We start from the raw sequence: 24,408 nt of genomic DNA, 5'->3' as shown, positions 1-24,408 counted from the left end.
AACCACGTTCGACCTGCCGGTGGACTCTTCGCAGGCAGCCATGGACCGAGTCGCGAACGCGTCCGACGGCGTCCTCCGGCTCGCCCCGAGCTGGGTGCCCCGCGCGTTCTGCACTCCCGGCCGGCGCCTCCGGCTCCACCCTGACGACTACTACCCGTTCGCCAAGGGCCGGGGCGGCATCGACGAGCGGTGGCTCGGCTCGGCCATCCGCGCGGACAACGGCCCCGGCACCGGGCCGTACGAGGGTCTGAGCCTCGTGGTCGACCCCAGTGGCGTCCTCGTCCCGCTGGACGAGCTCATCGACGCACACAAGGACGCGATCATCGGGGAGCGGCTGTGGCGTGAGCACGGCAAGTGGCCCGCGTACTCGAAGTTCTTCGACAACTGGCTGCCGCTTCCCTTCCACATGCACCCGATGGACCAGCACGCCAACCTCATCGGGAAGGTCGGCAAGCCCGAGGCCTACTACTACGCCCCCCAGATGAACAACTACCTGGGCGAGCAGTCGATCACCTACCTGGGTCTGCACCCGGAGACGACCCCGGAGCAGCTGATCGACCACCTCGTGCGTCACGAGCGCGGCGGCGACAACCGGATCACCGACCTCTCGATCGGGTACCGCACCCGTCTGGGCGAGGGCTGGGACGTCCCGGCCGGGATCCTCCATGCGCCGTCGAGCGTGTGCACCTACGAGCCGCAGGCCGCGAGCGACGTGCTGTCCATGTACGAGTCGTGGAGCAACAACATGGAGGTCGCTGCGGACCTGCTCTGGAAGGACGTACCGCCGGAGCACCACGGCGACTACGCCTACCTCGTCGAGATGCTCGACTGGGAGCGCAACGTCGACCCGACGTTCCACCAGAACCGCGCGCTCAGCCCGTACGAGACGGACTTCTCGCTCGCCCACGGAGGCGAGGACTTCACCGAGCGGTGGATCGTCTACCGCTCCACGGCATTCAGCGCCAAGGAGCTCACCGTCAACCCCGGCAGGGTTGCGGTCATCGACGAGCAGGACGCCTACGGCCTCATCGCGACCCAGGGACACGGCACGATCGACGGCCAGCCCCTCGCCACGATCACCATGGTGCGCATCAACGAGCTCACCCGGGACGAGTACTTCGTCACGGCTGCTGCCGCACGGCGCGGCATCCGCATCGAGAACACCAGCGACTCCGAGCCGCTCGTGGTGCTCAAGCACTTCGGCCCCGGCAACGTCGAGCTGGGGATCTGAGCCCCATGGCAACGACCGACACCCGGGGCGGCGTGGCCCTGGAGGTGAAGCAGATCGTCAAGACGTTCCCGGGCACCCGCGCGCTCGACGGCGTCGACCTCGAGGTCCGCTACGGGCGCACGGTGGCACTCATCGGTGAGAACGGGGCGGGGAAGTCCACCCTCATGAAGGTCCTGTCCGGTGTCCACGCGCCGGACGGCGGCTCGATGACTCTCGACGGGGAGCCCTTCACGCCGGCGGGACCCAAGGACGCCGCCGAGGCCGGCGTGGTCCTCATCCACCAGGAGCTGTCGCTCCTGCCCAACCTCACCCTCGCCGAGAACATCTTCATCGGCCGGCAGCCCACGAGGTACGGGATGGTCGACCGCCGCGCCATGAACGCGCACGCGGCCGAGCTCCTCGCGCAGGTCGGACTCCGTCTCGCACCGGACACCTCCACCGCCACCTGCTCCATCGCGGTCCAGCAGCTCGTCGAGATCGCCAAGGCGCTCTCCCAGGACCCGAAGGTCCTGGTCTTCGACGAGCCCACGGCCACCCTCGGGCAGGAGGAGGTGGAGATTCTCTACGGGATCGCCGACAGTCTCAGGTCCCGTGGAGTGGGGATCGTCTGGATCACGCACCGTCTCGAGGAGATCGCCCGGGTCGCCGACGAGATCGTCGTGCTGCGTGACGGCGCGAGGGTGGGCGGCTGGCCGACGGGGGACGTGCCCAAGAGCGCCATGGTCGAGGCGATGGTGGGGCGGGCGATCGAGAACATCTACCCCGACCCGGTCGACCCGACCGACGAGGTGGCGCTCGAGGTCGTCAACCTCACGCGCAGGGGCGCGTTCACCGACATCAGCTTCACGCTGCGGCGCGGAGAGGTCCTCGGCATCGCCGGGCTCGTCGGCTCCGGGCGCAGCGAGCTGGTCAACGCGATCAGCGGCGCCGAGCCCGCCACGTCGGGATCCATCCGCGTCGGCGGCCGCGAGGTCGACGTCCACTCGCCGATCGACGGCGTCCGGCACGGCATGGCGCTCATCCCCGAGGACCGACGTGAGGCCGGGCTCGCTCAGCGCATCACGATCGCCGACAACATCGGCCTGCCGAAGCGAGGACTCCTCAGGGGAGTCGTCGACAACCGCGGGCTCGCGCGCGAGGTCGAGAAGATCTCCCGCGACGTCGGCCTCAAGGGACACCTCCCCGAGCTCGCGCAGACCCTCTCCGGCGGCAACCAGCAGAAGGTCGTGATCGCGAAGTGGCTGATGCTCAACCCCCAGATCATCATCTTCGACGAGCCGACCCGCGGCATCGACGTCGGCGCAAAGGCGGCCATCTACTCGATCATCCACGAGCTGGCGAAGCTCGGTGCGGCCGTGATCGTCGTGAGCAGCGAGATGCCCGAGGTCCTCGGCCTGTCGAACCGGGTGCTGGTGCTCAGCCACGGCAAGCAGGCCGGGATCGTCGACCGGTCAGAGGCTGACGAGAAGTCGGTGATGGCTCTTGCCGTCGCTTAGGAGCTCCATCCGCAGCCTCCTGGTGGACGCCAGGAGGCACCGCCCAGCAGGTACCGAGAGGAAAGACCAGATGTCCCAACCGACGACGGCAACGTCGCCCAGCGGCGGAGCGGCCGGAGCGGCATCCCGTCCGGCCACGCCGCAGGCGAAGCTTCGACGCAAGCTGCCCTCGAGCACCGGACCGTTCGCCGCGCTCGTCGTGCTCTTCGCGTTCCTGGCTCTCATGTCCCCGTCCTTCATGACGTGGTCGAACATCTTCAACATCGGCCAGCAGGTGGCGATCCTCGCCGTCATCGCGATCGGCGGCACGGCCGTGATCATCCTCGGCGGCATCGACCTCTCGGTGGGTGCGGTTCTGGGCCTCGCCGGCGCGGTGGTGGGATACCTCCACGTCGTGGAGGGCGTCAACATCTGGGTCGCTGCCCTTGCTGCGCTGGCCACCGGTCTGGTCGCTGGCGTGCTCAACGGCCTCATGGTGGTCTACGGGCGCCTGCCCGCCTTCATCGCGACCCTGGCCATGATGTCCGTCGCCCGGGGTCTCGCCCTGGTGGTCCTCGACGGGAAGCCGCTGTCCGGCTACCCCGACGAGTTCCGCAACCTGGCCACCTACTACATCGGCGGCTGGCTGCCCTCCTCGCTGCTCATCGCGGTCATCTTGTTCCTGGTGGCCGCCGCCTACTTCCGCTGGAAGCCCAGCGGGCGCGGACTCTTCGCCCTCGGTGCCAACTACGAGGTGGCGCGTCTGTCCGGCCTGCCGGTCAAGCGGATGACGCTGGGCGTCTACGCGGTCGCCGGCCTGCTCGCCGGGCTGGGCGGCGTCCTGATGACGGCGAGGCTGAGCTCCGCCCAGCCCACCGCCGGCACGGGCATCGAGCTCGACGTCATCGCCGCCGTCGTCATCGGCGGGGCGAGCCTCGCCGGTGGCTACGGGTCGATCGCCGGTACAGCCATCGGGGTCCTCATCATCGGGGTACTCCGGAACGGCCTGAACCTCATGAACGTCTCGAGCTTCTGGCAGCAGGTCGTCATCGGCCTGGTCATCGCCGGAGCCGTGCTGATCGAGAACCTTCGGCAGCGACGGGAGGCGGCCCGCAGCTGAGAACGCACCACGTGTCATGCCCGACGACCGGGCCAACCACATCTGCAGCAATCGCACGACCAGGCATTCAGCCACCGACTCGACGATGAGGACTCACATGCGTATCAACAAGACACTGGCCGCCGCACTCGCGATGACGAGCGCCCTCGCGCTCTCCGCCTGCTCGGGTGGCGACCCGGCCCCCGGCACGGTGGACGACACGGCGGCCGGAGCCGACGGCCCCGTGATCGGCTTCTCCATCTCCACGTTGCAGAACCCGTTCTTCGTCTCCATGGAGGAGGGGGTCACCGAGGCCGCCGAGGCCGCCGGGATCGAGGTGACGGTCGCGGACGCGAGCGACGACGCCTCGCAGCAGGCGAACGACATCCTCAACTTCATCTCCCAGGGTGTCGACGTGGCGATTCTCAACCCGACCGATGGTGACGCCATCATCAGCTCGGTGGAGGCGCTCAACGAGGCGGGCATTCCGGTCATCACCGTGGACCGGCGCGCCAACGGCGGCGAGGTTCTGGGGCACCTCGGCACCGACAACGTGATTGCCGGCGAGATCGCCGCCGAGACGCTCTTCGAGGCGATGGGCGGCGAGGGCAAGGTTGCCATCCTCGAGGGGGTCCCCGGGGCCAGCCCGACGATCGACCGTGGCCAGGGCTTCGAGAACGTGCTCGCCGACTACCCCGACATCGAGGTGGTCGGCTCCCAGACAGCCAACTTCCAGCGCTCGGAGGGGCTGAGCGTCGCTCAGAACATGCTGCAGGCCAACCCTGACATCACCGGCTTCCTCGCGATGAACGACGAGATGGCGCTGGGCGCCATCGAGGCGATGCGCAGCGCCAACATGCTCGGTGAGGTCAAGGTCATCGGTATCGACGGCGGCGCCGACGCCGTTGCCGCGGTCGAGGCAGGAGAGCTGGTCGCGACCATCGCCCAGCAGTCCAAGCTCATGGGCTCCATGTCGGTCGAGGACGCCATCAAGGTCGCAGCCGGGGAGACCGTCCCCGAGGACCAGCCTGTCGACGTCATCGTCATCGACGAGTCGAACGTCGCCGAGTACCTCTGACACGCACGGGGCGGCCGGGCACCGCTCGGCCGCCCCAGCACGAGAGTACGTCGCGCCGCCCGACGGGACGGCACTACAGGAGAGCCGGACACATGCAGAATGTTGACAAGTGGCGTGAAGAGATCCGCCACGACTTCCTCGAGGCCAAGCAGTCGGACCCGAGCCGCTTCACCACCCCCCTCAACCTCTCGTGGTCGAACTGGGGATTCGGCATCGAGGAGCTCGACGTCTCGTGCGCCCGTCTGGAGACGGCGGGCCTGAGGTTCATCGAGCTTCATGGCAACCACTACGGACCCGACCTCGGGTACCGCGTGGACGAGACCATGGAGATCCTGCAACGCCACGGTCTGGCCGTCTCGGGCGTCTGCGGGATGTTCTCGGACGACAACGACCTGTCGAGCAACCGCCCCGTTCAGCAGCAGGAGGCGCTCGACTACATCCGGCGTGAGGTGGACTTCACCGCCGCGGTCGGCGGCCACTACCTCCTCGTCGTCCCCGGCGCCGTCGGACGCCCCGACGCCTACGACAGCTCCGAGCTCCACCGGAGCGTCAGGGCACTGCGGCTCGTCGCGGACACGTTCGTCACGAACGGGGTCAAGGCAGCCATCGAGCCGATCCGGTCGGCCGAGGTGTCGCTCGTTCACACGGTGGCCGATGCGCTCGCATACATCGATGCGGTGGGTCACCCGGGTGTCGCGCACATCAACGGCGACGTGTACCACATGCAGTCCGAGGAGACGAACATCCCGCGGGCGATCCTGCAGGCGGGCGACGCGCTCGTGAACCTCCACATGGCCGACAGCAACCGCACGGCGCTGGGTGACGGGTCGATGGATCTCGACACGATCATCATGGCGCTGTACCTCATCGGTCACAACGCGCCCGGTCGCTTTGTCACACCCGAGCCGCTCGGACCGGGGGGCGCGCCGTACCACGCGCGCAACGGCCGTCCCGACCCGGCGAAGCTGGACGTTCTCGTCCGCGATACGGTCACGTACTTCCGGGACCGTGAGCAGGCCGTCCTGGCCCTGTAGTCCTCTCGCCGACAGACCGCGGAAGCCAGGTCGTCCCGACCCCGCGGTCTGTCGGGATCCCAGCAGAGCCCAGTGAAGGAAGTGGACGTGTCTGAGTCCGACGTCGTCGTCATCGGCTCGGCCAACGCCGATCTGATCCTGGAGATCGACCACCGGCCCCGCGGTGGGGAGACCATCCTCGGCTCGGACCTGGTGGTGATGCCCGGAGGCAAGGGCGCGAACCAGGCCGTCGCGGCCGGCCGCCTCGGCGCCGGCGTCGCCTTCATCGGCTGCGTCGGCCCGGACGCCTACGGTCAGATGCTCCGCACCTCCCTCGCCGAGGCCGGCGTCGACACCGGCAGGCTCCACGTCGCGGACCTGCCGAGCGCCAACGCGATCATCCTGGTCACCCCTGACGGAGAGAACTCGATCATCGTCTCGCCCGGGGCGAACCGCCGCATGACACCGGAGCTGCTGGACGGCTGCCGCGCGACCTGGGCGGGTGCGGCGATCGTGGTGCTCCAGCTCGAGATCCCGCTGGACACGGTCGCTCACGTCGCGACGCACGCGCACCGCGCCGGATCACGGGTCCTGGTGAACGCGGCCCCTGCAGCCATGCTGGACGACGAGGTGCTCGCGCTCTGCGACCCCCTCGTCGTCAACGAGTCCGAGGCCGACTTCCTCGTGCCCGGCGGGACCACGGGGATGTCGCCGGCCGAGATGACGGACGCGCTCCTGGCCCTGGGACCCTTGTCGGTGGTCGTGACCCTCGGTGCCGGCGGTGCCGTCCATGCCGAACGCGGCGGTGATGTGGTCCGGACACCTGCGCACCGGGTGCAGGCCGTCGACACCACGGGCGCGGGCGACGCGTTCGTCGGCGCGCTGGCCGCCGAGCTCGCCGCCGGTGCGGACCTGGCCGGTGCGGTGACCCTGGCGAACGAGGTCGCCGCGGTCGCGGTCGGCCGGCGCGGCGCCCAGGCCTCCTACCCGTGGCGGGCAGAGCTCGGGCGGTAAGAACGGCCGGTGCGAGTTCCGCTACTTCTGCGCGAACACGAACGCGGTGAGGTAGGACAGCGAGTTGCCGTTGTCCACCTGCTCCGCGGGCAGCCGCTCCAGCATCGCCTCGGCCGCTGCGGGGTCGGTGAGGGCCTGGGCCATGACGACGTAGTCGACCAGCGGGCGACCGGTGGGGTCACCGCCGGGGACGGCGTGGTCCACGAGCGCCTGGAGAGCCTCCGGCTCGGCGCCGAGGTAGGCCGCCGACGTCGGGCTCATGGGGATGAGCTGGATGCCGATGACCGCGGCGGGGTCGGCGTTGAAGAACGTGGCGAAGTCGCGCTTGCCCTGCCAGTTGATCCCCACCGACGGGGCGCCGAAGCCCTCGGGCAGCTCGGGCGCGACCCAGTACTCCATGGCGGTGGCGGCCTCGTTGGCGAGCATCCAGCGAGCCTGCTCGGCCATCGCCTCGTCCCCGGCGGCCTGCGCCCACAGGGTCAGGCCCGTCCAGGCGTTGACCGACTCCGAGGAGGATTCCTGGTTGTTGCCGTCGCCGAAGGGCGCGGTGCCCGAGGCCCACGAGTGGCCGTACCAGTCGTCGAAGGCGCGGCGCTGCGGGAACGCCCCGCTCTCCTCGGGCGCGGCGATGTCCCACGCGACGAGGTCGGCCACGGGCGCGTAGCGCTCCACCAGGGAGGGGTCCTCGCCGGCGAGCACGCCGAGGGCGTAGAGCATGTGCCCGTAGTGGAAGTGGTGGTCGTTGAACTCGTCGGAGCCGTAGGACGGCTGCATGCCGACGAGGCCGCCGAGGACGTCGTCGTAGGCGAAGCACTTCTCGTCCGTGCCGGTGCACCCGGCCGGGTCGAACCACCGGTCGAGCTCGGCGAGCATCTGGTCCTTCAGTGCCGCGGCCTCGGCGTCCAGCCCGAGCCGGCCGGCGAGGAGGTAGAGCTGGGCGGCGCGCTGGAGCTGCTTGCCGGCGAAGTAGCTGTCGGCGGCGTCGAAGGTGACACCGGCGAGGTCCGCGCGGAGCAGGTCCGTCACCTGGGTGCGCTCGTCTTCGGTGAGTCCGCTGAGGTCCAGCTCGGGGACCGGGGTGAGCTCGGGGACGGAGAAGGACGCCTCGGTGCCCGAGGCGAGGGCGAGGTCGCCGTAGACCGTGGGGATCGTGGCGTCCAGCACCCGTCCGTCGGTGCTGAGCGTGGGCTGCTGGTGCGGGCGCGCGGCGACGACGGTGGGCGTGCCGCCGGTGTCGTAGCGGAACGTGGTGGTGGCGTTGCCGTCCGCGACGGCGTGCTCGACGGACGTGCCCGCCAGCGGGACGGCGCCGGCGAGGAGGGCCTCGCGGTCGGCGTCGGACGACCCGGCCGGCTCCGCGAACACGACGAGCGTGGCGCCCGCGGGCAGCTCGAGCGTGGTGCCGCTCAGGGGCGCGTCGGTGACGAAGCGGTAGGTGATGCCGCCGATCTCGGCCGAGGCTCCGCCGTCGGCCGGCTGGGTGGCGGCGGGCAGCTCGATCGACTGGGCGGTCACGGCCTCGTAGGCGGCGTAGGGCCAGCCCTCGGCGAGGGTGACCCGGCCGGTGAGCGTCTCGCCGTCGTAGTGGGCGAAGGTGCCGGAGAGGGCGTCGACGCGCTCGAGCTCGTACCGGTCGGCCGGCAGGGCGAGCTCGACGTGCTGAGGGTGGGCGCCCATGACGACCTTGGCCGACGTCTCCGGCTGGGGCAGGCCCAGGCCCAGGGTGTCACCGGTGAGGCGGGCGCTGAGGACCCCGGTGAAGATCGGCCGGTCCTCGGGGGCGAAGACGGCCGGGGTGAGCCAGGAGTTCGTCGGGGGCGCGACGCCGTCGGCGACGGCGATCTCCCCGGCGAACGGGCCGGTGGTGGTGGGGAGCTCGGCGGCGGCCGCGTCGATGGCGGCGGCCTCCGCGGAGAGGTCGGCGGGCGCGGCGGTGCCGGCGTCGGACGAGGCCTGGGCGGCGTCGTCGGTCCCGCCGTCGGCGGGGGCGGTGCACGCCGCGAGGGCCAGGGCCGAGGCGGCGAGCACGGTGAGGGTGCGGGCGGGGCGGGAGGTTCGGGGGAAGGTCATCGGGCTCCTCAGATGGTGGCGCCGTCGGGGGTGACGAGCTCGGTGAGCTGGCGGGCGGCCCAGGAGCCGAAGCCCTCGGCGTCGTCGAGGCGGATCTCGGCCTCGACGGGCGCGCCGTTGGTGAAGGTGCCGGCGGCGGCGAGGTCCTCGCTGCGGGCGCGGACGATGGCGACCGTGTCGCCGGTGGTCTCGTCGAACTGGACGTCGTACACCTCGGCGGTGACCTCGGTGCTGTCGGGCAGCACGACGGTCATGGGTGAGCCGAGGGGCAGGCGCGCGAAGTCCGCGGCGGTCATCGGCACCCGCGCGGTGATGCGGGAGGTGCCGGCGACCTCGACCGTGGCGATCTCGGTGTTGGCGGGCACGAAGGAGCCGACGGCGAGGTCGGCGCGCCCGACCGTGCCCTCGGCGGTCGCGGTGAAGACCAGGACGTCCTCACCCTCGATGTGGTACCCGACGCCCTCGGGGCTGAACCGGGCGGTGGACAGGGCCTGCTGGAGGGTGGCGCTCTGGACGCGGAGGATCTCCTGCCCGGCGACCACCGTGTCGCCCGCGCGGACCGCGACGGACTGGATGGAGCCGCCGAACGGCGTGCCGACGGTGGAGACGTCGGACTCCACGACGGCTTCGCGGGCCTGGAGGGTGTGGGCGCGGCCGTAGGTGTAGACCAACCCGATCCCGGCGGCGCCGAGGACGAGGACCGTACCGAGCAGGAGGGAGAGGAACTTGCGGATACTCATCGGGTGCTCCGGTTCTTCAGGGCGGCGCCCTCACGCACGGCGATGCCGAGGAAGACGGCCAGGGCGGCGGTGTTGACGGTGTTCCAGACCAGCGCCAGGGTGACGGCGCCGGTCCACTCGGCCTTCCAGACCCCCACGACCGTGGTGGCCAGCAGGGCGAGGAACATCAGCACCTGGGGGACGATGAAGTTGAACGGGGAGGCGGCGCGGCCGGCCCGGCCGGTGACGTGCCAGGCGCGGTCGCGGCGCAGCAGGGCGTTGCCCAGGGCGCGGATGTACATGGGGAACGAGACCGTGGACAGCAGGAGGGTCTCCCACCGGAACGAGCCGATGGTGTAGACCGCCACGACGATCTGCATGAGGTAGAACCCCGAGTAGTACATCGCCCACTGCCACAGCGGCAGGCCGGCGTCGATCGGGGTGAGGTCGAGGAAGATCTGCAGCGGCGGCAGGAGCAGCAGCGCGAAGGTGACGACGCCGCCGAGGTAGAACGTGGCGGTGCCGAAGTACTGCAGGCGCTGGTCCACGGTGAGGCGGCGGTTGAGCAGCGGGTTGGCCTGGAAGAGGATCTCGAACGCGCCGGTGGCCCAGCGGGTCTGCTGCTTGGTGTAGGCCTCGATGTTCTCGGGGGTGTCACCCACCGCGAGGACCGTGGGGATGTAGACCGAGTGCCAGCCGCGCTCGTGCAGCTTCATCGAGGTCCACACGTCCTCGGACTTCGAGCCGGCGTAGATCCCGCCGATCTCGGCGACGGCGTCGCGGCGGAAGACGACGTTCGTGCCCACGCAGAAGGCCGAGTTGAAGCGGTTCTTGCCCGGCTGGATGAGGGAGTAGAAGACGGTCTGGAGGTAGCCGGCGCCGCGGGTGATGAAGTTGTGGATGTTGCCGTAGACCTGCGGGGTCTGGACGAACGCGACCTTCTCCTGGGCGAAGAACGGCAGGGTCTCGACGAGGAAGTCGGGGGAGGGGACGAAGTCGGCGTCGAGGACGACGAAGTAGTCGCCGCTGCTCTTGGTGAGGGCGTGGTTGATGTTGCCCGCCTTGGCGCCGGCGTTGTCCGGCCGGGTCAGGTAGTGCACGCCGAGCTCGGCGGCGAGGGCCTTGACCTCGGGGGAGCGGCCGTCGTCGAGGATCCACGTCTCGTGGCGCCCGCGCATGGCGCGGGCCGCGGCGACGGTGGTGCGGATCGTCTCGACCGGCTCGCCGTAGGTGGTGACGAAGACGTCGACGGCGATGCCGGTGCCGCCGAGCTGCATGGCGTCGGTGCCGAGCGGGGCGTCGAGGTCCCACCCGGTGGGGAGGAACAGGTGGCGGCGGGCCTCGTTGTAGGAGAAGTCGCGCGGGTCGTGGGCGCTGGAGAGCTGGGTCCAGAGGGAGATGAGGACCTGGCCCATCATGATCGACTCCGCGACGACGACGAGCGACCAGGGCAGCAGGTCGCCGGCGTTCTCCGGGCGCAGGAGGAACGAGGCGTAGAGCAGGACGCCGATGGTGGCGAGCAGGACGAGCATCGTCAGCGACGGCGACTGCAGGTCGCGCTCGACGTGGCCGACGCGGGCGGCGCGGCGCTCGAAGTCGGCGCGCTCGGGGGAGGGGCGGGTGAGGTCGGTGGCGGCGTCGCGGGCGGCGGCCGGGCGGGGCGCGGCGTCGCGGTCCGTGCCCGTGCCCCGGCGCGGCAGGGTGCGCTCGAGGGTGGGCGCGGTGACCGGGGCGCTCGCGGACCGCTCGCGCTCACGCACCTCTCGCTCACGGAGGGCGCGGCGGGTGAGCTGGCGGTCGGAGGTGAGCGGGCGGGAGGCGTGGGAGTGGCCGTGCGGCCGGGTGAGGTTCTCAGGCACGTCGTTTCCTGGGGCTGGGCTCCGGTGGACGGGCTGCCGACGGAGGGCCGTCGGCCCTTCGTCGGACTTGCCCGCCGCCGGTCTGCTCCGGGGCGGTCGCGTGTGCTCTCGCAGGCGGCGGAGGGGTCCGGTGATGCGTGGACGGCGGTCCGGTCGCGGGGTCCGTGGAGGTGGGCGCCGCGTGCCTGCTCCTTTCTGATGCTGGGGGACGGGTGTCGACCTGTCCACCCCAAGAAATGGCCCCCGGACCGACGGTGCCGCTTCTTCTGGGGGAATTGCGCCTGTTCTGCGTGGATTGCTGTGGGCAACGGAGAGGCAGCCCGGGGGGTGCTGTTCCGGGCCTTGTCGGGCGATCGAACGTTGCGTTCGGTAGGGGGTGCAGAGCGTTCGAAAACCCTGTACTGGCAACGAAATCGAACTCCGGTGCCAGCTGCACCGGCACGTCAGTGCGAGAGCCAGAGCCGGCGTCCCCGGGCCTGACGACCTTCCGTTGTCGTGGCCGCGGCCGTTTCCTTTTCGTGACCTTGGGCACCGAGCCCCGTTGTTGGGGGCGAAATGCGTGCCGATATTCCCCTGGAATGGGGGCGCCCTGAGTCGCACGCAGATTCCGGGGGCGGGGCGCGAAGCGAGCAGCGAGGCACTGGCGGCGCGCGGGGGGTGGCACCGAGCCCCGGGAGTGGGGGCGCGGGTGCGGCATCGACGCGCCCACACTGAGGGCTCACCCCGGAGATTGGTCCGGTGTGCCCGACCTGAGGCAGGCGACGACGATGCCGCTCATCCCACCCGCGCTGCGCGGACCGATCACCACCCTCTCCAGCACGGTCACGGTCGACCACGTGCTGCCCTCGGCCGCCGTCGAGCTCCTCGTGGGCGGGGCGCCGTCGGCGCTGGTCGGCGTGGCCGGCTCCAACTCGGTCCGGATCCACGTGCCGGCCGGGGCCCTGCCGGCGGGCGCCGTCGTCACCGCGACGTGGAGCCTCGGCGGGGAGACGAGCCCGCCGAGCACCCCGCAAGTGGTCCTCGGCATACCCGATCGGCTCGACCCGCCCGTCGTCCTCAGCCCGGTGCACACCGCGGCGGACTGGATCGCCGTCGGCGGGCTGTTCCCGGGCGCGGAGGTGACGATCGTCGACGGCGGCCGGGAGGTCGGCTCCGGCGTCAGTGACGGTCCCACCCTCGAGGTGCGGGTGAGCGACCGGATCGATGCCGGTTCCGAGGTCCAGGTCACCCAGTCGGCGCAACGGCCGGACGGGTCGGTGGTGGAGAGCCCGCCCGGGCGGGGCCTGCCCGCCGAGGAGCGGTTCAGCCGCGAGGAGCAGCCCGGCGCGCCGTCGATCGTCGGTCCGGTGCACGAGTGCGCCGGTGCGGTGCTCGTCGTCGGCGCTGTGCCCGGCTGCCACGTGCACCTGCACACCGGCGGGACCACGCACGAGTACGCGGCTGTCGCGGAGAGTTTCTGGGCGAACCTGCCCGGCGCCGCCCACGCGCCGGCGACGTTCACCGTCACGAACGAGCTGCTGCGGCTCGGGCTCTCGAGCGCGGCCTCACCCGCCGTCGGAGTCGACCCCGCGGCCCCTCTGGAGGCGCCGCGCCTGCACCCCGACACCCAGCTCTGCCCGAGCCTGGTGAGCGTGAAGGCGGAGATGCTCGCGCCGGGCGCCGCGCTGACCTTCGAGATGCGCGGGGCGGGCGGCACCTCGGTGGTCGGGCGTGCCGGGGCGCCCGACACCGGCCGCTCCGACACCTACGTCCTCGGCGACCTCTCCGCCCTGGTCCCGGCGGCACCGCCCTACCCGGCGGTGGTGCTCACCGAGCAGCTGTGCACGTTGACGGCGGAGTCGAACCGGGCGTGGGTGCACCGTCCGACCGGTCAGCAGGAGGTGCCGCCCGCGTTCTTCGACGCACCCGTCGAGTGCTCGTCGTGGCTGCACGTGCTCAACGCCTGGGGGTCGCTGGTCACGGTGCGCTCGGACCAGGGCGACTGGCCCCTGGTCGCCTCGTGGGTGCTCGTCCCGGCGAGCGGCTGGGTGCCGCTGAACCGGCAGCTACGGGCGGGGGAGGAGGTCCAGGTGACGGTCGAGCTCGGCTGCGTGCCCGAGCACCTGCGGGTCTCGGACCCGGTCACCGTCCAGGGGCACGGCGACCCCGACGCGCTACGGATCGACGAGGGGCTGCGCCCGGGACGCAACCGCACCGTGTGGGTGCGCCACGCCGTCGTCGGGGCGCGGCTGCACGTGTTCGTCAACGGGGAGCGACGGGCGAGCGTGTGGGTGACGGGGGACGTGCCGAGCATGAGCACGGTCGCCGTCGTCGTCGGCGAGCTCACCGAGGAGGACGCCGTCACGGCACGGCAGACCGTGTGCGGGCAGACCGTCGGCGAGAGCCCGGCCGTGCACGTCACGCGCGGACGGATGGACCTCGAGGCGGAGCCGAGCACGCTCAAGAAGGGGGTCCGGACGGCTGTGACGATCCGGGCGCGCGACGCCGACCTCGGCCACACACTGTTCGGCGCCGTTCGCTCGGGTGGGGCGGTGGTGGGGTACCTCGGGCAGGCCTTCGAGGTCACCGCCCCCTCGGCTGCGCCGGTCCGGTTCACGGTGACGATCGAGGGGTACGCCGACGGCGCGATCGACCTGCCCGTGGCCGCGCCCCCGCCCCCGCCGCCGGCCACGGTGACGATCACCTCGCACGCGAGCCTCGGCGTCGCCATCCAGGTGATCAAGGAGATCTCGTGGACGCTCACCGGGCCGGGGCAGAGCATCACGCAGAGCGCGACGCCGAACGCGGGGTCGGCCGTGGTGACGCTGCCGGTGCCGCCGACGGGGGGCACGACCGTGCACTACGCGCTGTCGGGCAAGGCGACGATCGAGTTCTACCAGCCGGCGATCGCGGCGACGCTGACCAAGCAGGTGAGTGTGTTCTACGTGATCGGGCCGGCGCTGCAGGGGGCGATCACGGTGGCGTGGAGCGGGTCGTCGCGCACGGCGGAGATCAACATCTCGTGGGCGCCGATCCACGACCCGCAGACCGGTGCGGTCATCGACGAGGTGTACGTGTTCGTGCTGAACACGATGTCTGGGTGAGCCGAGCGCGTCTGTGATGGACGTGCAGACTCGGCGGGTCGTTCCGGCGCTCGGCCCGCCTGTCGATCGCTCGGTTCGACCAGGGAGCCTGACGGTCGCTCAACGCCGCAGCGGCGGAGCATGGGGTGGGGGAAAGCGCAGGGGGGATTTGGCCGTCCCCCACCCGACGGCACCGAGCCTATCGGTGCCGATCGCGGCCCAGTCACCACATCTTCTGGGGAGGTGACGAGCTGCCCTCGCATCTTCGGGGGAGGTGACAAGCTGCCCTCGCATCTTCTGGGGGGCGGGCCCGGTTCACGTCCGGCGCCGGCGTGCGTAGCGCTACCTTCACGGCCAACCGGGTGCGGCCGACGAGGTGCGCCTGACGCTGGTGCTGCCCCTCGCCGTCGCCGCGCTCGTGGGCGCCTGCCTGGCGCCCACCGACCCCGTCCTCGCCGGCTCGATCGTGTCCGGCAAGCCCACCGAGCGTGACCTGCCCGAGCGGCTGCGCCACACCCTCAGCGCCGAGAGCGGCATCAACGACAGGCTGGCGCCGCCGCTCGTCGGGGTGGCCCTCGCCGTCGTGCTGGGCGGCAGCTCTACGCCCGGTCGAGCGCGCCGGCGGAGGACGAGTCCGCGGGCGCAGGCCGCCGGTAGCCACCGGTAGAACGAGCCCTTGTCGCCGCGCTGCACAGCCCGGCAACAGCAACCCACGGTCACGTCCACAGCGGAAGAGCTGAGGCAGTTTGTCAGGGTTCGCCGACTAGCCTGGTCATGGCATCGCCAAGACGTGCGGCCGGGAGGTGGCGACGATGGTGCACAGCGCAGGCGCCGATCCTGCGGCCCAGGCTTTGGAGGGCATGTGGCCCTTCGTGTCGTCCATGGTCGCCCTCGCGCCGCTGCTGACGCCCGTCGTCGCAGTGGTTGCCGCCTGGGTCGCGCTACGGACGTTGGGACATCGGCGGACCTCGGACGACCGGGCGCACTGGTGGGCCCGCACCCAGTGGGCGATCGAGCGGGTGGAGCTAGCGCGGCGGGAGGACCTCCGCAGGATCCGTGCGGTGGAACGGCTTGACGCGGACCGTCCCTGGTGGCGGAGGCGGTCCACGGCTGAGATCGCCGACACCGAGCCGGGGATGGACGGCACCCTGGCGCTCGGGATCCTCCAGGCCCAGGTGGTCAGCCCCTTGGCGCGACGGGATGACAAGGAGGTCGTCGCCAGGGTGTCGGAGTGGCTCCTCGGCCCGGACGAGCTGGGTGATGAGCCGAGCGCCGGACGGGAACCAGAACGCTCGGTGACGACGCAGTCGCCGAGTCCGGAGAGTCCGGCGACCACTGGCCGCAGGGTCTCGACCGCTGCGGGGACGATGGACGACGGCATCGGCGAATGGGACACTCGTACTACGACGACGATGACAGCAGAGGAGGGCGTGCGGCGATGAGGTGGAGCGCTCGTGAGACCGCCCGACAGGCACCCCTGCCATCCACGACGGTGTCGTTCTTCAAGCACGGTCGACCGGTGAGCGTCGAGCTGCGTCGTGTCGACGGTCGGTCGGTGCGCAAGACGCTGTCCGAGAGGATTTCGGAGGCCACCAGCGGAAGCGTCGTCTACGTCTCTCCCGTCGAGGTCGAGGGCGCGAAGCTTCGAGTCAAGGCCGACCACGAGCTCGGCCGGCCAACCCCGGACTGGATCCAGACGGTCGCACAGATCGACTGATGCCCGCCCCGACGGCGTTCGGCGGCTCTCACGGCGCCGCGCGCCCAGCAGTCCCGCTTCCGCGACGAGACCCGTCCCGTACGCCGGCGGTGAGAAGGAGAGCCTGCTCGCCGCGCTCGACCGCCACCGTGACGTCGTGCTGTGGAAGCTCGAGGGCCTGACCGACGAGTAGCTCCGCCGCCCGATGGTGCCCTCCGGCATGAGCCTGATCGGCCTGGTCGAGCACCTGGGCAGCGCGGAGCACGGCTGGCTCTGCGACACCTTCGGCCGGGACAGCGAGGCCGTGGCCTTCACCGACAATGGCCCGGACGCCGACGGGCGCATCGTGCCCGGGAAGTCGGCCGCCGACGTCGTCGCGTACTACTGCCGGGCGCGCACCGAGGCCGACGAGGTGATCTACGAGCTCGACCTCGACGACGTCGGGACCGCCTGGCACGGCGCGACAGTCACCCTGCCGTGGGTGCTCACCAGATGGTGGAGGAGTGGCGTGTCATGCCGGTGACCAGGACATCCTGCGCGAGCTGGTCGACGGGGCGACCGGCGACCATCGGCCCGACGGGGGCTGAGATCGGGCCCGAGACCGAGCAACCTGAATCGCGGTCGGCGCGAGCGTCGGGCACGAGGTTGATCGAAACGTCGTGGCTGACGACGATCTTGGCAACCTCGTCGGCCCCCGCGCCGTGCGCGCCCGCTGCGCACGGACTACCAGAACGGCGACGTCGCCCGGGCGAGCACCAGCACGGCCGGGTAGGTCCCGACGAAGGCCCACACGAACGTGTTCAGGCCCATGGTCGCCGCGGTGCCGAGGTGGAACCCCAGCCCCGCGGCGAGGAAGGCCAGCGTCACCGGCAGCGGTGCGAGCAGGACCAGCGGGAAGGCGCACTCGAACGCGACGGTCGCGCGCGCGAGGAGCACGCCCAGGGCGGGTCGTCGGTCGAGCAGGGCGGCCACCCCCGGTCGTCCGTACGCCGTGGAGCCCATGATGATCGCGATCGCGGCGCCGGAGCGCCACGTGCGCGAGACCGCCTTGGCGAGCCCGGCGGTGACGTAGCTCAGCACGCTCACCGCACCGATGAACAGGGCGACCACGTCGAGCGCGGGGTCTCCCGCGACGGGCGCCAGAGCCAGGCTCACCGCGAGCAGGACGAGGACCGAGATCTGCTCCGCGCCGTCGCCGGCCGTGACCCGCCGGGCCTTGATCGCCAGGGCCGCCAGCACGCAGAGCAGGCCGGCGGCCCAGCCGACGACGCTCAGGGGGCCCACCACCAGCCCGACCGCCCCGGTGACCGCACCGACCACGAGGACCCCCCGCGCGACGCCGTCGCGGGCGAGGACCCGGTGCCCGGGCCGGGCGAAGACGCCCGCGACCGCGGCGGAGAACGGCCCGTCCGGACCGTAGGCGCGGCGGAAGACGGTGAGCTGCTCGAGGAAGCCGATCGTCAGGGCGAGGCAGGCCGCGCGGGCGGCGACCGAGACCGCCCAGGCCTCCTCAGGCACGGCGCAGCGGCCGGGAGAGGATCGCCGGGCGCAGGTCGCGGTCGCCGCCGTGCCCGACGGTCTGCAGGACGGCGAACTGGCGCTCGGTGGCGCCGGGCACGGCAGGGGGCTGCGCATCCGCCCACGCCGCCAGACCCAGGTAGCAGGAGGTCAGGGTCAGGGCGTGCGGGTCGTCGATCTCCTGGGCGTCGCGCGCGATCCCGCTCAGGAGGTCCTGCACCGCCTTGCGCTCGTACCGCGCGGGGTTCCACACGAACCGCCACCGGGTGCGCGGGGAGAGCGGCACCTCGTGCCACCCGGTCCACCCGTTCTCGCCCCGGTCGCGCAGGACGAGGTGCGTGCCGGCGTGGCCCGGCTCAGGGGCGAAGAACGCGAAGTGGGGCAGCACCGCCCACCGGTCCCAGCGCCCGGTGAGCCTCTCCCACCGGCGCAGCTTGAGCTGGTTGAGCGCACTGGCGACGAGCAGCGCCGACAGCACGACGATCGTCAGGGTGCGCGACACCGGCGGCCCCTCAGCCTCGATCCACCGGTGGGGTGGGCGGGTCGTGACGCACGAGTGCCCTTCTGACCTGGGACGATGGGACTTGTCTAAGGTTCCGCGTCGCAGATAGAAGGGCACTTCGCAGGTGCGAGTCTCTCACAAGGTTTCCACGGATTTTGATGACCCGAATCTGGTGTCGGTGGCGGGTCTGGTCCCGACGATGGCGTTGGCGCGGCGGGCCGGGCTGCATGACCTGGCGGGGCAGCGGGTGAAGGTGCCTGGCGATGCGGGCGCCAATGCCGCGATGAAGGTCCCGGCCCTGGTGGCGGGGATGGTCGCGGGCGCGGACAGCATCGATGACATGGACCTGTTGCGCCACGGCGGCATGGGGAAGGTCTTCGCCGGGCTGCGGGCACCGTCGACGTTGGGCACGCATCTGCGCGCGTATACCCATGGGCATGTGCGCCAGCTCGACTCGGTCGCCGCGGCCGTTCTGGTTGGCCTGGCCGGGGAGGTCCCGGACCTGCTCAAGGGTTCCGAGGAGGTGGCCTACCTCGACGTTGACGACACCATGCGGCAGACCCACGGGTACCAGAAGCAGGGCGTGGCCTACGGGTACAACAAGACCAAGGGCCTCAACGCCCAGCTCGCGGCGGTCTCGACCCCGCTGGCGGCGCCGGTGATCGCCGCCACCCGGCTGCGCCGGGGCAACGTCTCCTCGCCCCACGGGGCGAAGTCGTTGATCACCGAGGCGCTGGGCACCGCACGCCGGGCCGGGGTGAGCGGGCAGATCACCGTGCGGGCCGACAGCGCGTACTACACCCACGCCGTCGTCGCCGCCGCCTCCAGGGGCGGGGCCCGGTTCTCCGTCACCGCCCGGATGGACCCCGCGGTGGTCGCGGCAATCTCCCGGATCCCCGAGACCGACTGGGTGGGGATCAAGTACCCCGCGGCGATCTGGGACCCCGACGAGCAACGGTGGATCTCCGACGCCGAGGTCGCCGAGGTCCCCTTCGTCGCGTTCACCTCCCGCCGGAAGGCCGAGCACGTCACCGCCCGGTTGATCGTGCGCCGGGTCAAGCGCCTGAATCCCAGGTCGGTCCCGGCCGGGCAGGGCGAGATGTTCGCCGCCTACCGCCACCACGCCGTCTTCACCGACACCGAGCTGGCCATGCTCGAGGCCGAGGCCTCCCACCGCGACCACGCGATCATCGAGCAGGTCATCGCCGACCTCAAGGACGGCCCGCTCGCTCACCTCCCCTCCGGGGTCTTCACCGCGAATTCGGCCTGGACCGTGCTCGCGGCCATCGCGTTCAACCTCACCCGCGCCGCCGGCACCCTCGCCTCGACCCGGCACGCCCGAGCCCGGACCGCCACCATCCGCAAGCATCTGATCACCGTCCCGGCCCGTCTCGCGACCTCCGCCCGCCGGCTGCGCCTCCACCTGCCCAAGGACTGGCCCTGGGAGCACCCCTGGCGCGCCCTCAACGACGCCGCCTTCGCTCCACCGCTCGCCCCCGCGGCCTGAGCCGCAGTTCCTGACCGCACGAGGAAACACACCGAAGTGGAAAAGGCCGGGCACACCGGCGACTACCCCACGCCCACCCAGGGGTGAACGGCCCCGACCCGAAATCAATCACCAAAGAATCCGCGTCGGTGGATCGAGGCTCAGCCCCGCGCCTGCGCCGGCCCTCAGCCCTGCGGCCGGAGCGCTCTTCCGCGCAGCTCGATGAGCTCGCCCAGCGTGGGGGCCGACTCGAGCTGGGACTCCAGCTCGCGGATCCGGGCGAGGATCTCGCGGTCGTGGACCGAGGAGGCGAACCGGTCGTTCTCGTGGGCGGTCGCGGCGATCGCGCCGCAGCAGCCGTCCTCCCCGGTGATGATCACGTCGTCGACCGCGAGGCCCTGCTCCTCGAGGATGGTGATCAGCCCGTCGAGGTGCCGGAGCTCTCCGAGCGAGAGCCGGTCGTCCTTGGGGTCCACAGCGTTCTCCTTCGGCGAGCGAGAAACGCACCGGCTTGTCGCCGTCGGGAGGTGCGCCGACGACGTCGGGAGGTGCCTGGTCCGAGGATTTTCGCGCCGTTGTCCGGTTCGCGTCAATGGTTCTGTTCCGGGGGGAACGGGGCGGTTTTCCGCCGGTCGCGGGCAGCCTCCAGGAGCAGGAGCAGAAGCAGGAGCAGGAGCAGAAGCGGGAGCAGAAGCGGGAGCAGAAGCGGGAGCAGAAGTGGGAGCAGGAGCGGGCCGAGCCTGCGCGGCGCGCCGGGTCGCCAGGAAGGTCCGAGGTGTCCGAACGGTGACAATCGTCCCGCGTGGTCGCGCTGCGGCCGAGGAGGATGGACGGGACGAGGCCTGGCACGGGCCTGACCGTCCAGTGAACCGAAGGCGTCCGAGTGATCTTCAACCCGCCACCGAGCTGGCCCGCCCCGCCACCCGGCTGGACACCCGGGCCGGGCTGGCAGCCGGACCCGCGGTGGGGCCCGCCACCGGCCGGCTGGCAGCTGTGGCTGCCGGCGCCGGGACCGGGGCGGTCGGCGCCTGCACCCGCTGCGCCGGGCGGTCCGACCGGGCGGGTGCGGCACCGGTGGCTGGTGCCTTCGGTCGCGGTCGGTCTGGTCGCGCTGCTCGGCGGCGTCACCGGGGGGATCAGCGGGGCACTGATCATGACGTCGCTGCTCGCCGTCGTCGTCGGGCTCCTGCTGCTCCTCGGGCGACGGCCATTCCGCCTCGTCGGGCGCAAGGCGGGCGCCGGTGCGCTCGCCGCGGCGCTGGTGCTCATGACCATCGGTGGTGCGACGGCAGCCCCGACGGCGGACGGTCCGTCGCTCGCCGTCGTCACCGAGCAGCCCAGCACGGGGCCGGGCGCCGTGCCCGAGACCAGCGCGTCGCCCGAGACCAGCGCGTCACCTGAGCCCAGAACGTCATCCGAGCCGACGCCCGAGGCGAGTGCGCCGCCGACGGAGAGTGCCGAGCCCACCGCTGCGCCCGAGCCACCGCAGACCGCTGCCGCACCGGCCGGGGCGCTGACGGCACTCGCCGCCGTCCCGCTCCTCGAGGTGAAGGGGCGCGCGCCGAAGACCGGTTACGACCGCGACCTCTTCCAGTGGCGCGCCGTCGACGTCGACCGCAACGGCTGCGACACCCGCAACGACGTCCTGCGCCGCGACCTGACGGACATCGTCCTGCGAGACGGGACGAACGGCTGCGTGGTCGAGACCGGGACCCTCGCCGATCCGTACGGGGGCGCGCTCATCGCCTTCACGCGCGGGTCGGACACGTCCGGCGAGGTCCAGATCGACCACGTCGTCGCCCTCTCCGACGCGTGGCAGAAGGGCGCCCAGCAGTGGGACGCCACCACGCGCGGCCGGTTCGGGAACGACCCGCTCAACCTCCTCGCCGTCGACGGGCCGCTCAACGGCCAGAAGGGCGACGGCGACGCCGCCACCTGGCTGCCGCCCAACAAGGCGTTCCGGTGCGAGTACGTGGCACGGCAGGTCGGCGTGAAGCTCACGTACGGGCTGTGGGTCACCGCGGCCGAGCGCGACGCCATGGTGCGGGTGCTGTCCACCTGCCCCGAGGAGCCGCTGCCCGATGGGACGGCAGCGCCGCCGACAGCGCACGACGCCGCCCCACCTGCGCGCGCTCCGGCACCGGCACCGGCACCGGCTCCTGCGCCCGCTCCGGCACCGGCTCCTGCGCCCGGCCCGGCACCGGCTCCTGCGCCGCCCGCTGCCCCCCCGCCGGCAGGAGGTGTCGCTCCGGCGAGCCCGGACCTCGACTGCGGCGACTTCTCCTCCCGCGCGCAGGCGCAGGCGACGTACGACCACTGGTGGAGCCAGGGGCTCGGTGACGTCCACCGCCTCGACGGCAGCGACAACGACGGCCTCGCTTGCGAGTCGCTGCCCTGACCCGGGCTGTCAGGGGGTCGGGTCAGGTGGGGACCGCCGTCGAGGCGGGTGCGCGTCAGACGTACGACCCGTACGCCGGCAGGTCGAGCACCCCGTTGCCGGACAGCCCGATGACGATCACCTCGCCCTCGGGCGCCGTCCGGGCGTGGTCCATCGCCGCGGCGACGGCGTGTGTGGACTCCGGCGCCGGAATGATGCCCTCGGCGCGGGCGAACTGCACCCCGGCGCGGAAGGCGTCGTCCTGCTCGACCGCCACCGCGGAGAGCAGCCCGAGGTTGAGGGCGTGCGAGACCATCGGCGCCATGCCGTGGTAGCGCAGCCCGCCGGCGTGGATGGCGGGCGGGACGAAGTCCTTGCCCAGGGTGTGCATCTTCAGCAGCGGGGTAAGGCCGGCGACGTCACCGTGGTCGTAGCGGTACTCGCCCTGGGTCAGGGACGGGCAGGCGGCCGGCTCGCACGCGACCACGCGCGTCGTCGTGCCCTCGCGCAGGTTCTGCCCGATGAGGGGGAAGGTCAGCCCGGCGAGGTTCGACCCGCCGCCGGCGCAGCCGAAGACGACGTCGGCCTGCCGCTCGCCCGCCTCCTCGAGCTGGACGAGCACCTCCTGGCCGATGACGCTCTGGTGGAGCATGACGTGGTTGAGGACGCTGCCGAGGGAGTAGTGGGCGCCGGGGTCCTTCGCCGCGACCTCCACCGCCTCGGAGATCGCCATGCCGAGCGAGCCGGTGGTGTCGGGGTCGGCCGCGAGCATCGCCCGGCCGGCCTCGGTCAGCTCGGACGGGGAGGAGTGGCACACGCTGCCGTAGGTCTCCATCTGGAAGCGGCGGTAGGGCTTGGCGTCGTAGGAGCTGCGCACCTGCCACACCTCGCACGTCATCCCCAGCAGCGCGCACGCGAGCGACAGCGAGGCGCCCCACTGGCCCGCGCCGGTCTCCGTGGTCAGCCGCGTGACGCCCTCGACGGCGTTGTAGTACGCCTGCGCGACGGCGGTGTTGGGCTTGTGCGACCCGGCGGGCGAGACGCCCTCGTACTTGTAGTAGATCCGCGCCCGCGACCCCAGCGCCCGCTCGAGGCGGTGCGCGCGGATGAGCGGCGAGGGCCGCCACAGGGCGTAGATCTCCCGCACCGTCTGCGGGATCTCCACGTAGCGCTCGGTGGTGACCTCCTGCTCGATGAGCGCCATGGGGAACAGCGGCGCGAGGTCCGCCGGGCCGAGCGGCTCCTTCGTGCCGGGGTGCAGGTGCGGCGGGGTGGGCTCGGGCAGGTCGGCGGCGAGGTTGTACCAGTGCGTCGGCACGGTCGAGGGCACCTCGATGCCCAGGGGGTCGGTGCTGCGCGCCGCGACCGGCGCCGTCGTCATGTCCGGGGTGCTCACTGGGCCGTCCTTCGTCGTCGAGAGGGTGCGGCGCCAGCGTAGCCATGCGCGGGGGAAGGGATGTCGCCGTCCCGGGCCGGCCCATAGGATCGGGACCATGGCCAGAACGATCGCGACGACGCAGCAGGTCGACCTCGCCGGGCTCCTGGACTTCGTCCGTCCGCGACACCACATGCTCCTGGTCACCCTGCGCAAGGACGGCCGGCCCCAGGTCTCCCCGGTCGCGGGCGGTGTGGACGGCGAGGGCCGCATCGTCATCTCGACCTACCCCGCCCGGGCCAAGGCCGTGAACCTCCAGCGCGACCCGCGGGCCTCGGTCTGCGTGCTCTCCGACACGTGGGACGGCCCCTACGTCCAGGTCGACGGCGACGCCGAGGTGCTCCACACGCCCGACGCCGTCGACGGGCTCGTCGACTACTACCGCTGCATCGCCGGCGAGCACCCGGACTGGGCGGAGTACCGCGCGGCGATGGTGCTCCAGGGCAAGTCCCTCATCCGGATCACCCCGACCCGGTGGGGTCCGGTCGCGACGGGCGGGTTCCCGGCGGACGTCGCCGCGCGCCTCGACGCCTGACCACACCGTCCGCGGCGATCGCCGAGCACGGCGTACTGATGTCGAGCGGCTGACGGCGGATCGAACAGCTGGTTCGCCCTGCCCGCCACGACGCTCGATCCCTGCACACCGCCGAAACACATCACCCCTCCCGCGGCCAGGAGAGTCAGCCGGACCGTCGTCTCTCCGACCCCGCGCCCACGGTGCGGACAGCCGCCGAAAAGCCGCCGTGAGCGCGCCCCGCGACGACTATCTTCAGC

Annotated in this window: 22 protein-coding genes; 15 read left to right on the top strand and 7 right to left on the bottom strand. The window is 71.8% G+C overall.

The features are described 5' to 3' along the window. Positions 1-40: 40 nt before the first annotated feature. From EDD32_RS03365 to EDD32_RS03340, 6 genes are all read left to right on the top strand, one after another. Positions 41-1,231 (top strand): cupin domain-containing protein, encoded by a 1,191-nt coding sequence (locus EDD32_RS03365; protein ID WP_123914601.1) that lies wholly within the window; start codon positions 41-43, stop codon positions 1,229-1,231. A gap of 5 nt (positions 1,232-1,236) precedes the next feature. Continuing rightward, a complete protein-coding gene (locus EDD32_RS03360; protein WP_123914599.1) occupies positions 1,237-2,727 on the top strand; it encodes a sugar ABC transporter ATP-binding protein in 1,491 nt (496 codons plus the stop codon). Between the two features lie 70 nt (positions 2,728-2,797). Then, the gene (locus EDD32_RS03355) at positions 2,798-3,826 is read left to right on the top strand and encodes an ABC transporter permease (RefSeq protein WP_123914597.1); all 1,029 of its coding nucleotides are present in this window, start codon (positions 2,798-2,800) and stop codon (positions 3,824-3,826) included. A gap of 97 nt (positions 3,827-3,923) precedes the next feature. After that, positions 3,924-4,883, top strand: coding sequence for a substrate-binding domain-containing protein (locus tag EDD32_RS03350; protein ID WP_123914595.1), 960 nt, complete (start codon positions 3,924-3,926; stop codon positions 4,881-4,883). A 92-nt stretch (positions 4,884-4,975) separates the two neighbouring features. Further along, positions 4,976-5,917, top strand: a complete 942-nt coding sequence (locus EDD32_RS03345) for a sugar phosphate isomerase/epimerase family protein (protein ID WP_123914593.1) — start codon at positions 4,976-4,978, stop codon at positions 5,915-5,917. A gap of 87 nt (positions 5,918-6,004) precedes the next feature. Beyond that, entirely contained in the window at positions 6,005-6,910 is a 906-nt protein-coding gene (locus tag EDD32_RS03340; protein ID WP_123914591.1) for a ribokinase, read from the top strand. A 21-nt stretch (positions 6,911-6,931) separates the two neighbouring features. On the opposite strand, the gene EDD32_RS03335 is transcribed toward EDD32_RS03340, so the two are convergent. From EDD32_RS03335 to EDD32_RS03325, 3 genes are read right to left on the bottom strand one after another with little or no spacing between them, the layout of a single operon-like run. Continuing rightward, a complete protein-coding gene (locus EDD32_RS03335) occupies positions 6,932-8,980 on the bottom strand; it encodes a glycosyl hydrolase (protein WP_123914589.1) in 2,049 nt (682 codons plus the stop codon). Positions 8,981-8,988: 8 nt separating this feature from the next. Beyond that, a complete protein-coding gene (locus EDD32_RS03330; protein WP_123914587.1) occupies positions 8,989-9,720 on the bottom strand; it encodes an efflux RND transporter periplasmic adaptor subunit in 732 nt (243 codons plus the stop codon). After that, positions 9,717-11,558, bottom strand: coding sequence for a glycosyltransferase family 2 protein (locus EDD32_RS03325; protein ID WP_246005958.1), 1,842 nt, complete (start codon positions 11,556-11,558; stop codon positions 9,717-9,719). The genes EDD32_RS03330 and EDD32_RS03325 overlap by 4 nt, the downstream gene beginning before the upstream one ends. A gap of 740 nt (positions 11,559-12,298) precedes the next feature. On the opposite strand from EDD32_RS03325, the gene EDD32_RS03320 reads away from it, so the two are divergent. The 5 genes from EDD32_RS03320 to EDD32_RS03305 all read left to right on the top strand — a co-directional run bounded on the left by EDD32_RS03320 (position 12,299) and on the right by EDD32_RS03305 (position 16,839). Then, on the top strand, positions 12,299-14,641 hold the full coding sequence (locus EDD32_RS03320; protein WP_123914585.1) for a hypothetical protein: 2,343 nt from the start codon (positions 12,299-12,301) through the stop codon (positions 14,639-14,641). Positions 14,642-14,996: 355 nt separating this feature from the next. Then, a complete protein-coding gene (locus EDD32_RS03315) occupies positions 14,997-15,287 on the top strand; it encodes a cation:proton antiporter domain-containing protein (RefSeq protein WP_123914583.1) in 291 nt (96 codons plus the stop codon). A 136-nt stretch (positions 15,288-15,423) separates the two neighbouring features. After that, complete coding sequence (locus EDD32_RS03310; protein ID WP_123914581.1) at positions 15,424-16,062, top strand: hypothetical protein; 639 nt, start codon at positions 15,424-15,426, stop codon at positions 16,060-16,062. A 77-nt stretch (positions 16,063-16,139) separates the two neighbouring features. Beyond that, positions 16,140-16,337, top strand: coding sequence for a hypothetical protein (locus EDD32_RS18695; protein ID WP_170175142.1), 198 nt, complete (start codon positions 16,140-16,142; stop codon positions 16,335-16,337). A 199-nt stretch (positions 16,338-16,536) separates the two neighbouring features. Continuing rightward, positions 16,537-16,839 carry a mycothiol transferase gene (locus EDD32_RS03305; protein ID WP_211338706.1) on the top strand — a complete coding sequence of 101 codons (303 nt, stop codon included), beginning with the start codon at positions 16,537-16,539 and terminating at the stop codon, positions 16,837-16,839. Between the two features lie 200 nt (positions 16,840-17,039). Here EDD32_RS03305 and EDD32_RS03300 read toward each other — a convergent pair whose 3' ends face one another. Together EDD32_RS03300 and EDD32_RS03295 are read right to left on the bottom strand one after the other, a co-directional pair. Next, entirely contained in the window at positions 17,040-17,834 is a 795-nt protein-coding gene (locus EDD32_RS03300; protein ID WP_123914579.1) for a hypothetical protein, read from the bottom strand. Beyond that, positions 17,827-18,336 (bottom strand): hypothetical protein, encoded by a 510-nt coding sequence (locus tag EDD32_RS03295; RefSeq protein ID WP_123914578.1) that lies wholly within the window; start codon positions 18,334-18,336, stop codon positions 17,827-17,829. The genes EDD32_RS03300 and EDD32_RS03295 overlap by 8 nt, the downstream gene beginning before the upstream one ends. 124 nt (positions 18,337-18,460) lie before the next feature. Between EDD32_RS03295 and EDD32_RS03290 the strand changes: the two genes are divergently transcribed. After that, entirely contained in the window at positions 18,461-19,843 is a 1,383-nt protein-coding gene (locus tag EDD32_RS03290; protein ID WP_123914576.1) for an IS1380 family transposase, read from the top strand. Between the two features lie 164 nt (positions 19,844-20,007). On the opposite strand, the gene EDD32_RS03285 is transcribed toward EDD32_RS03290, so the two are convergent. Next, positions 20,008-20,298, bottom strand: a complete 291-nt coding sequence (locus EDD32_RS03285; protein ID WP_123914574.1) for a hypothetical protein — start codon at positions 20,296-20,298, stop codon at positions 20,008-20,010. A 116-nt stretch (positions 20,299-20,414) separates the two neighbouring features. Here EDD32_RS03285 and EDD32_RS03280 point away from each other — a divergent pair, with 116 nt between their 5' ends. Continuing rightward, positions 20,415-20,612, top strand: coding sequence for a hypothetical protein (locus EDD32_RS03280; protein ID WP_123914572.1), 198 nt, complete (start codon positions 20,415-20,417; stop codon positions 20,610-20,612). A 291-nt stretch (positions 20,613-20,903) separates the two neighbouring features. After that, positions 20,904-22,220, top strand: coding sequence for a GmrSD restriction endonuclease domain-containing protein (locus EDD32_RS03275; protein ID WP_246005957.1), 1,317 nt, complete (start codon positions 20,904-20,906; stop codon positions 22,218-22,220). Positions 22,221-22,275: 55 nt separating this feature from the next. Here EDD32_RS03275 and EDD32_RS03270 read toward each other — a convergent pair whose 3' ends face one another. Further along, complete coding sequence (locus tag EDD32_RS03270; protein ID WP_123920124.1) at positions 22,276-23,580, bottom strand: TrpB-like pyridoxal phosphate-dependent enzyme; 1,305 nt, start codon at positions 23,578-23,580, stop codon at positions 22,276-22,278. A gap of 112 nt (positions 23,581-23,692) precedes the next feature. On the opposite strand from EDD32_RS03270, the gene EDD32_RS03265 reads away from it, so the two are divergent. After that, positions 23,693-24,169: a PPOX class F420-dependent oxidoreductase gene (locus tag EDD32_RS03265; RefSeq protein ID WP_123914570.1), complete on the top strand. Its 477-nt coding sequence runs from the start codon at positions 23,693-23,695 to the stop codon at positions 24,167-24,169. Positions 24,170-24,408: the final 239 nt, after the last annotated feature.

The organism is Georgenia muralis (genome assembly GCF_003814705.1).
Lineage (GTDB): Bacteria > Actinomycetota > Actinomycetes > Actinomycetales > Actinomycetaceae > Georgenia > Georgenia muralis.
The sequence above is the reverse complement of the archived record's forward strand: the minus strand, read 5'-3'. Positions and strand labels throughout refer to the sequence as shown.

Excerpts from the sequence above, each read along its gene's own strand:
- EDD32_RS03335 (WP_123914589.1), bottom strand. The coding sequence starts at position 8,980 with ATGACCTTCCCCCGAACCTCCCGCCCCGCCCGCACCCTCACCGTGCTC.
- EDD32_RS03350 (WP_123914595.1), top strand. The coding sequence starts at position 3,924 with ATGCGTATCAACAAGACACTGGCCGCCGCACTCGCGATGACGAGCGCC.
- EDD32_RS03330 (WP_123914587.1), bottom strand. The coding sequence starts at position 9,720 with ATGAGTATCCGCAAGTTCCTCTCCCTCCTGCTCGGTACGGTCCTCGTC.
- EDD32_RS03355 (WP_123914597.1), top strand. The coding sequence starts at position 2,798 with ATGTCCCAACCGACGACGGCAACGTCGCCCAGCGGCGGAGCGGCCGGA.
- EDD32_RS03365 (WP_123914601.1), top strand. The coding sequence starts at position 41 with ATGGACCGAGTCGCGAACGCGTCCGACGGCGTCCTCCGGCTCGCCCCG.
- EDD32_RS03270 (WP_123920124.1), bottom strand. The coding sequence starts at position 23,580 with ATGACGACGGCGCCGGTCGCGGCGCGCAGCACCGACCCCCTGGGCATC.
- EDD32_RS03265 (WP_123914570.1), top strand. The coding sequence starts at position 23,693 with ATGGCCAGAACGATCGCGACGACGCAGCAGGTCGACCTCGCCGGGCTC.
- EDD32_RS03360 (WP_123914599.1), top strand. The coding sequence starts at position 1,237 with ATGGCAACGACCGACACCCGGGGCGGCGTGGCCCTGGAGGTGAAGCAG.
- EDD32_RS03345 (WP_123914593.1), top strand. The coding sequence starts at position 4,976 with ATGCAGAATGTTGACAAGTGGCGTGAAGAGATCCGCCACGACTTCCTC.
- EDD32_RS03305 (WP_211338706.1), top strand. The coding sequence starts at position 16,537 with ATGAGCCTGATCGGCCTGGTCGAGCACCTGGGCAGCGCGGAGCACGGC.
- EDD32_RS03280 (WP_123914572.1), top strand. The coding sequence starts at position 20,415 with ATGGTTCTGTTCCGGGGGGAACGGGGCGGTTTTCCGCCGGTCGCGGGC.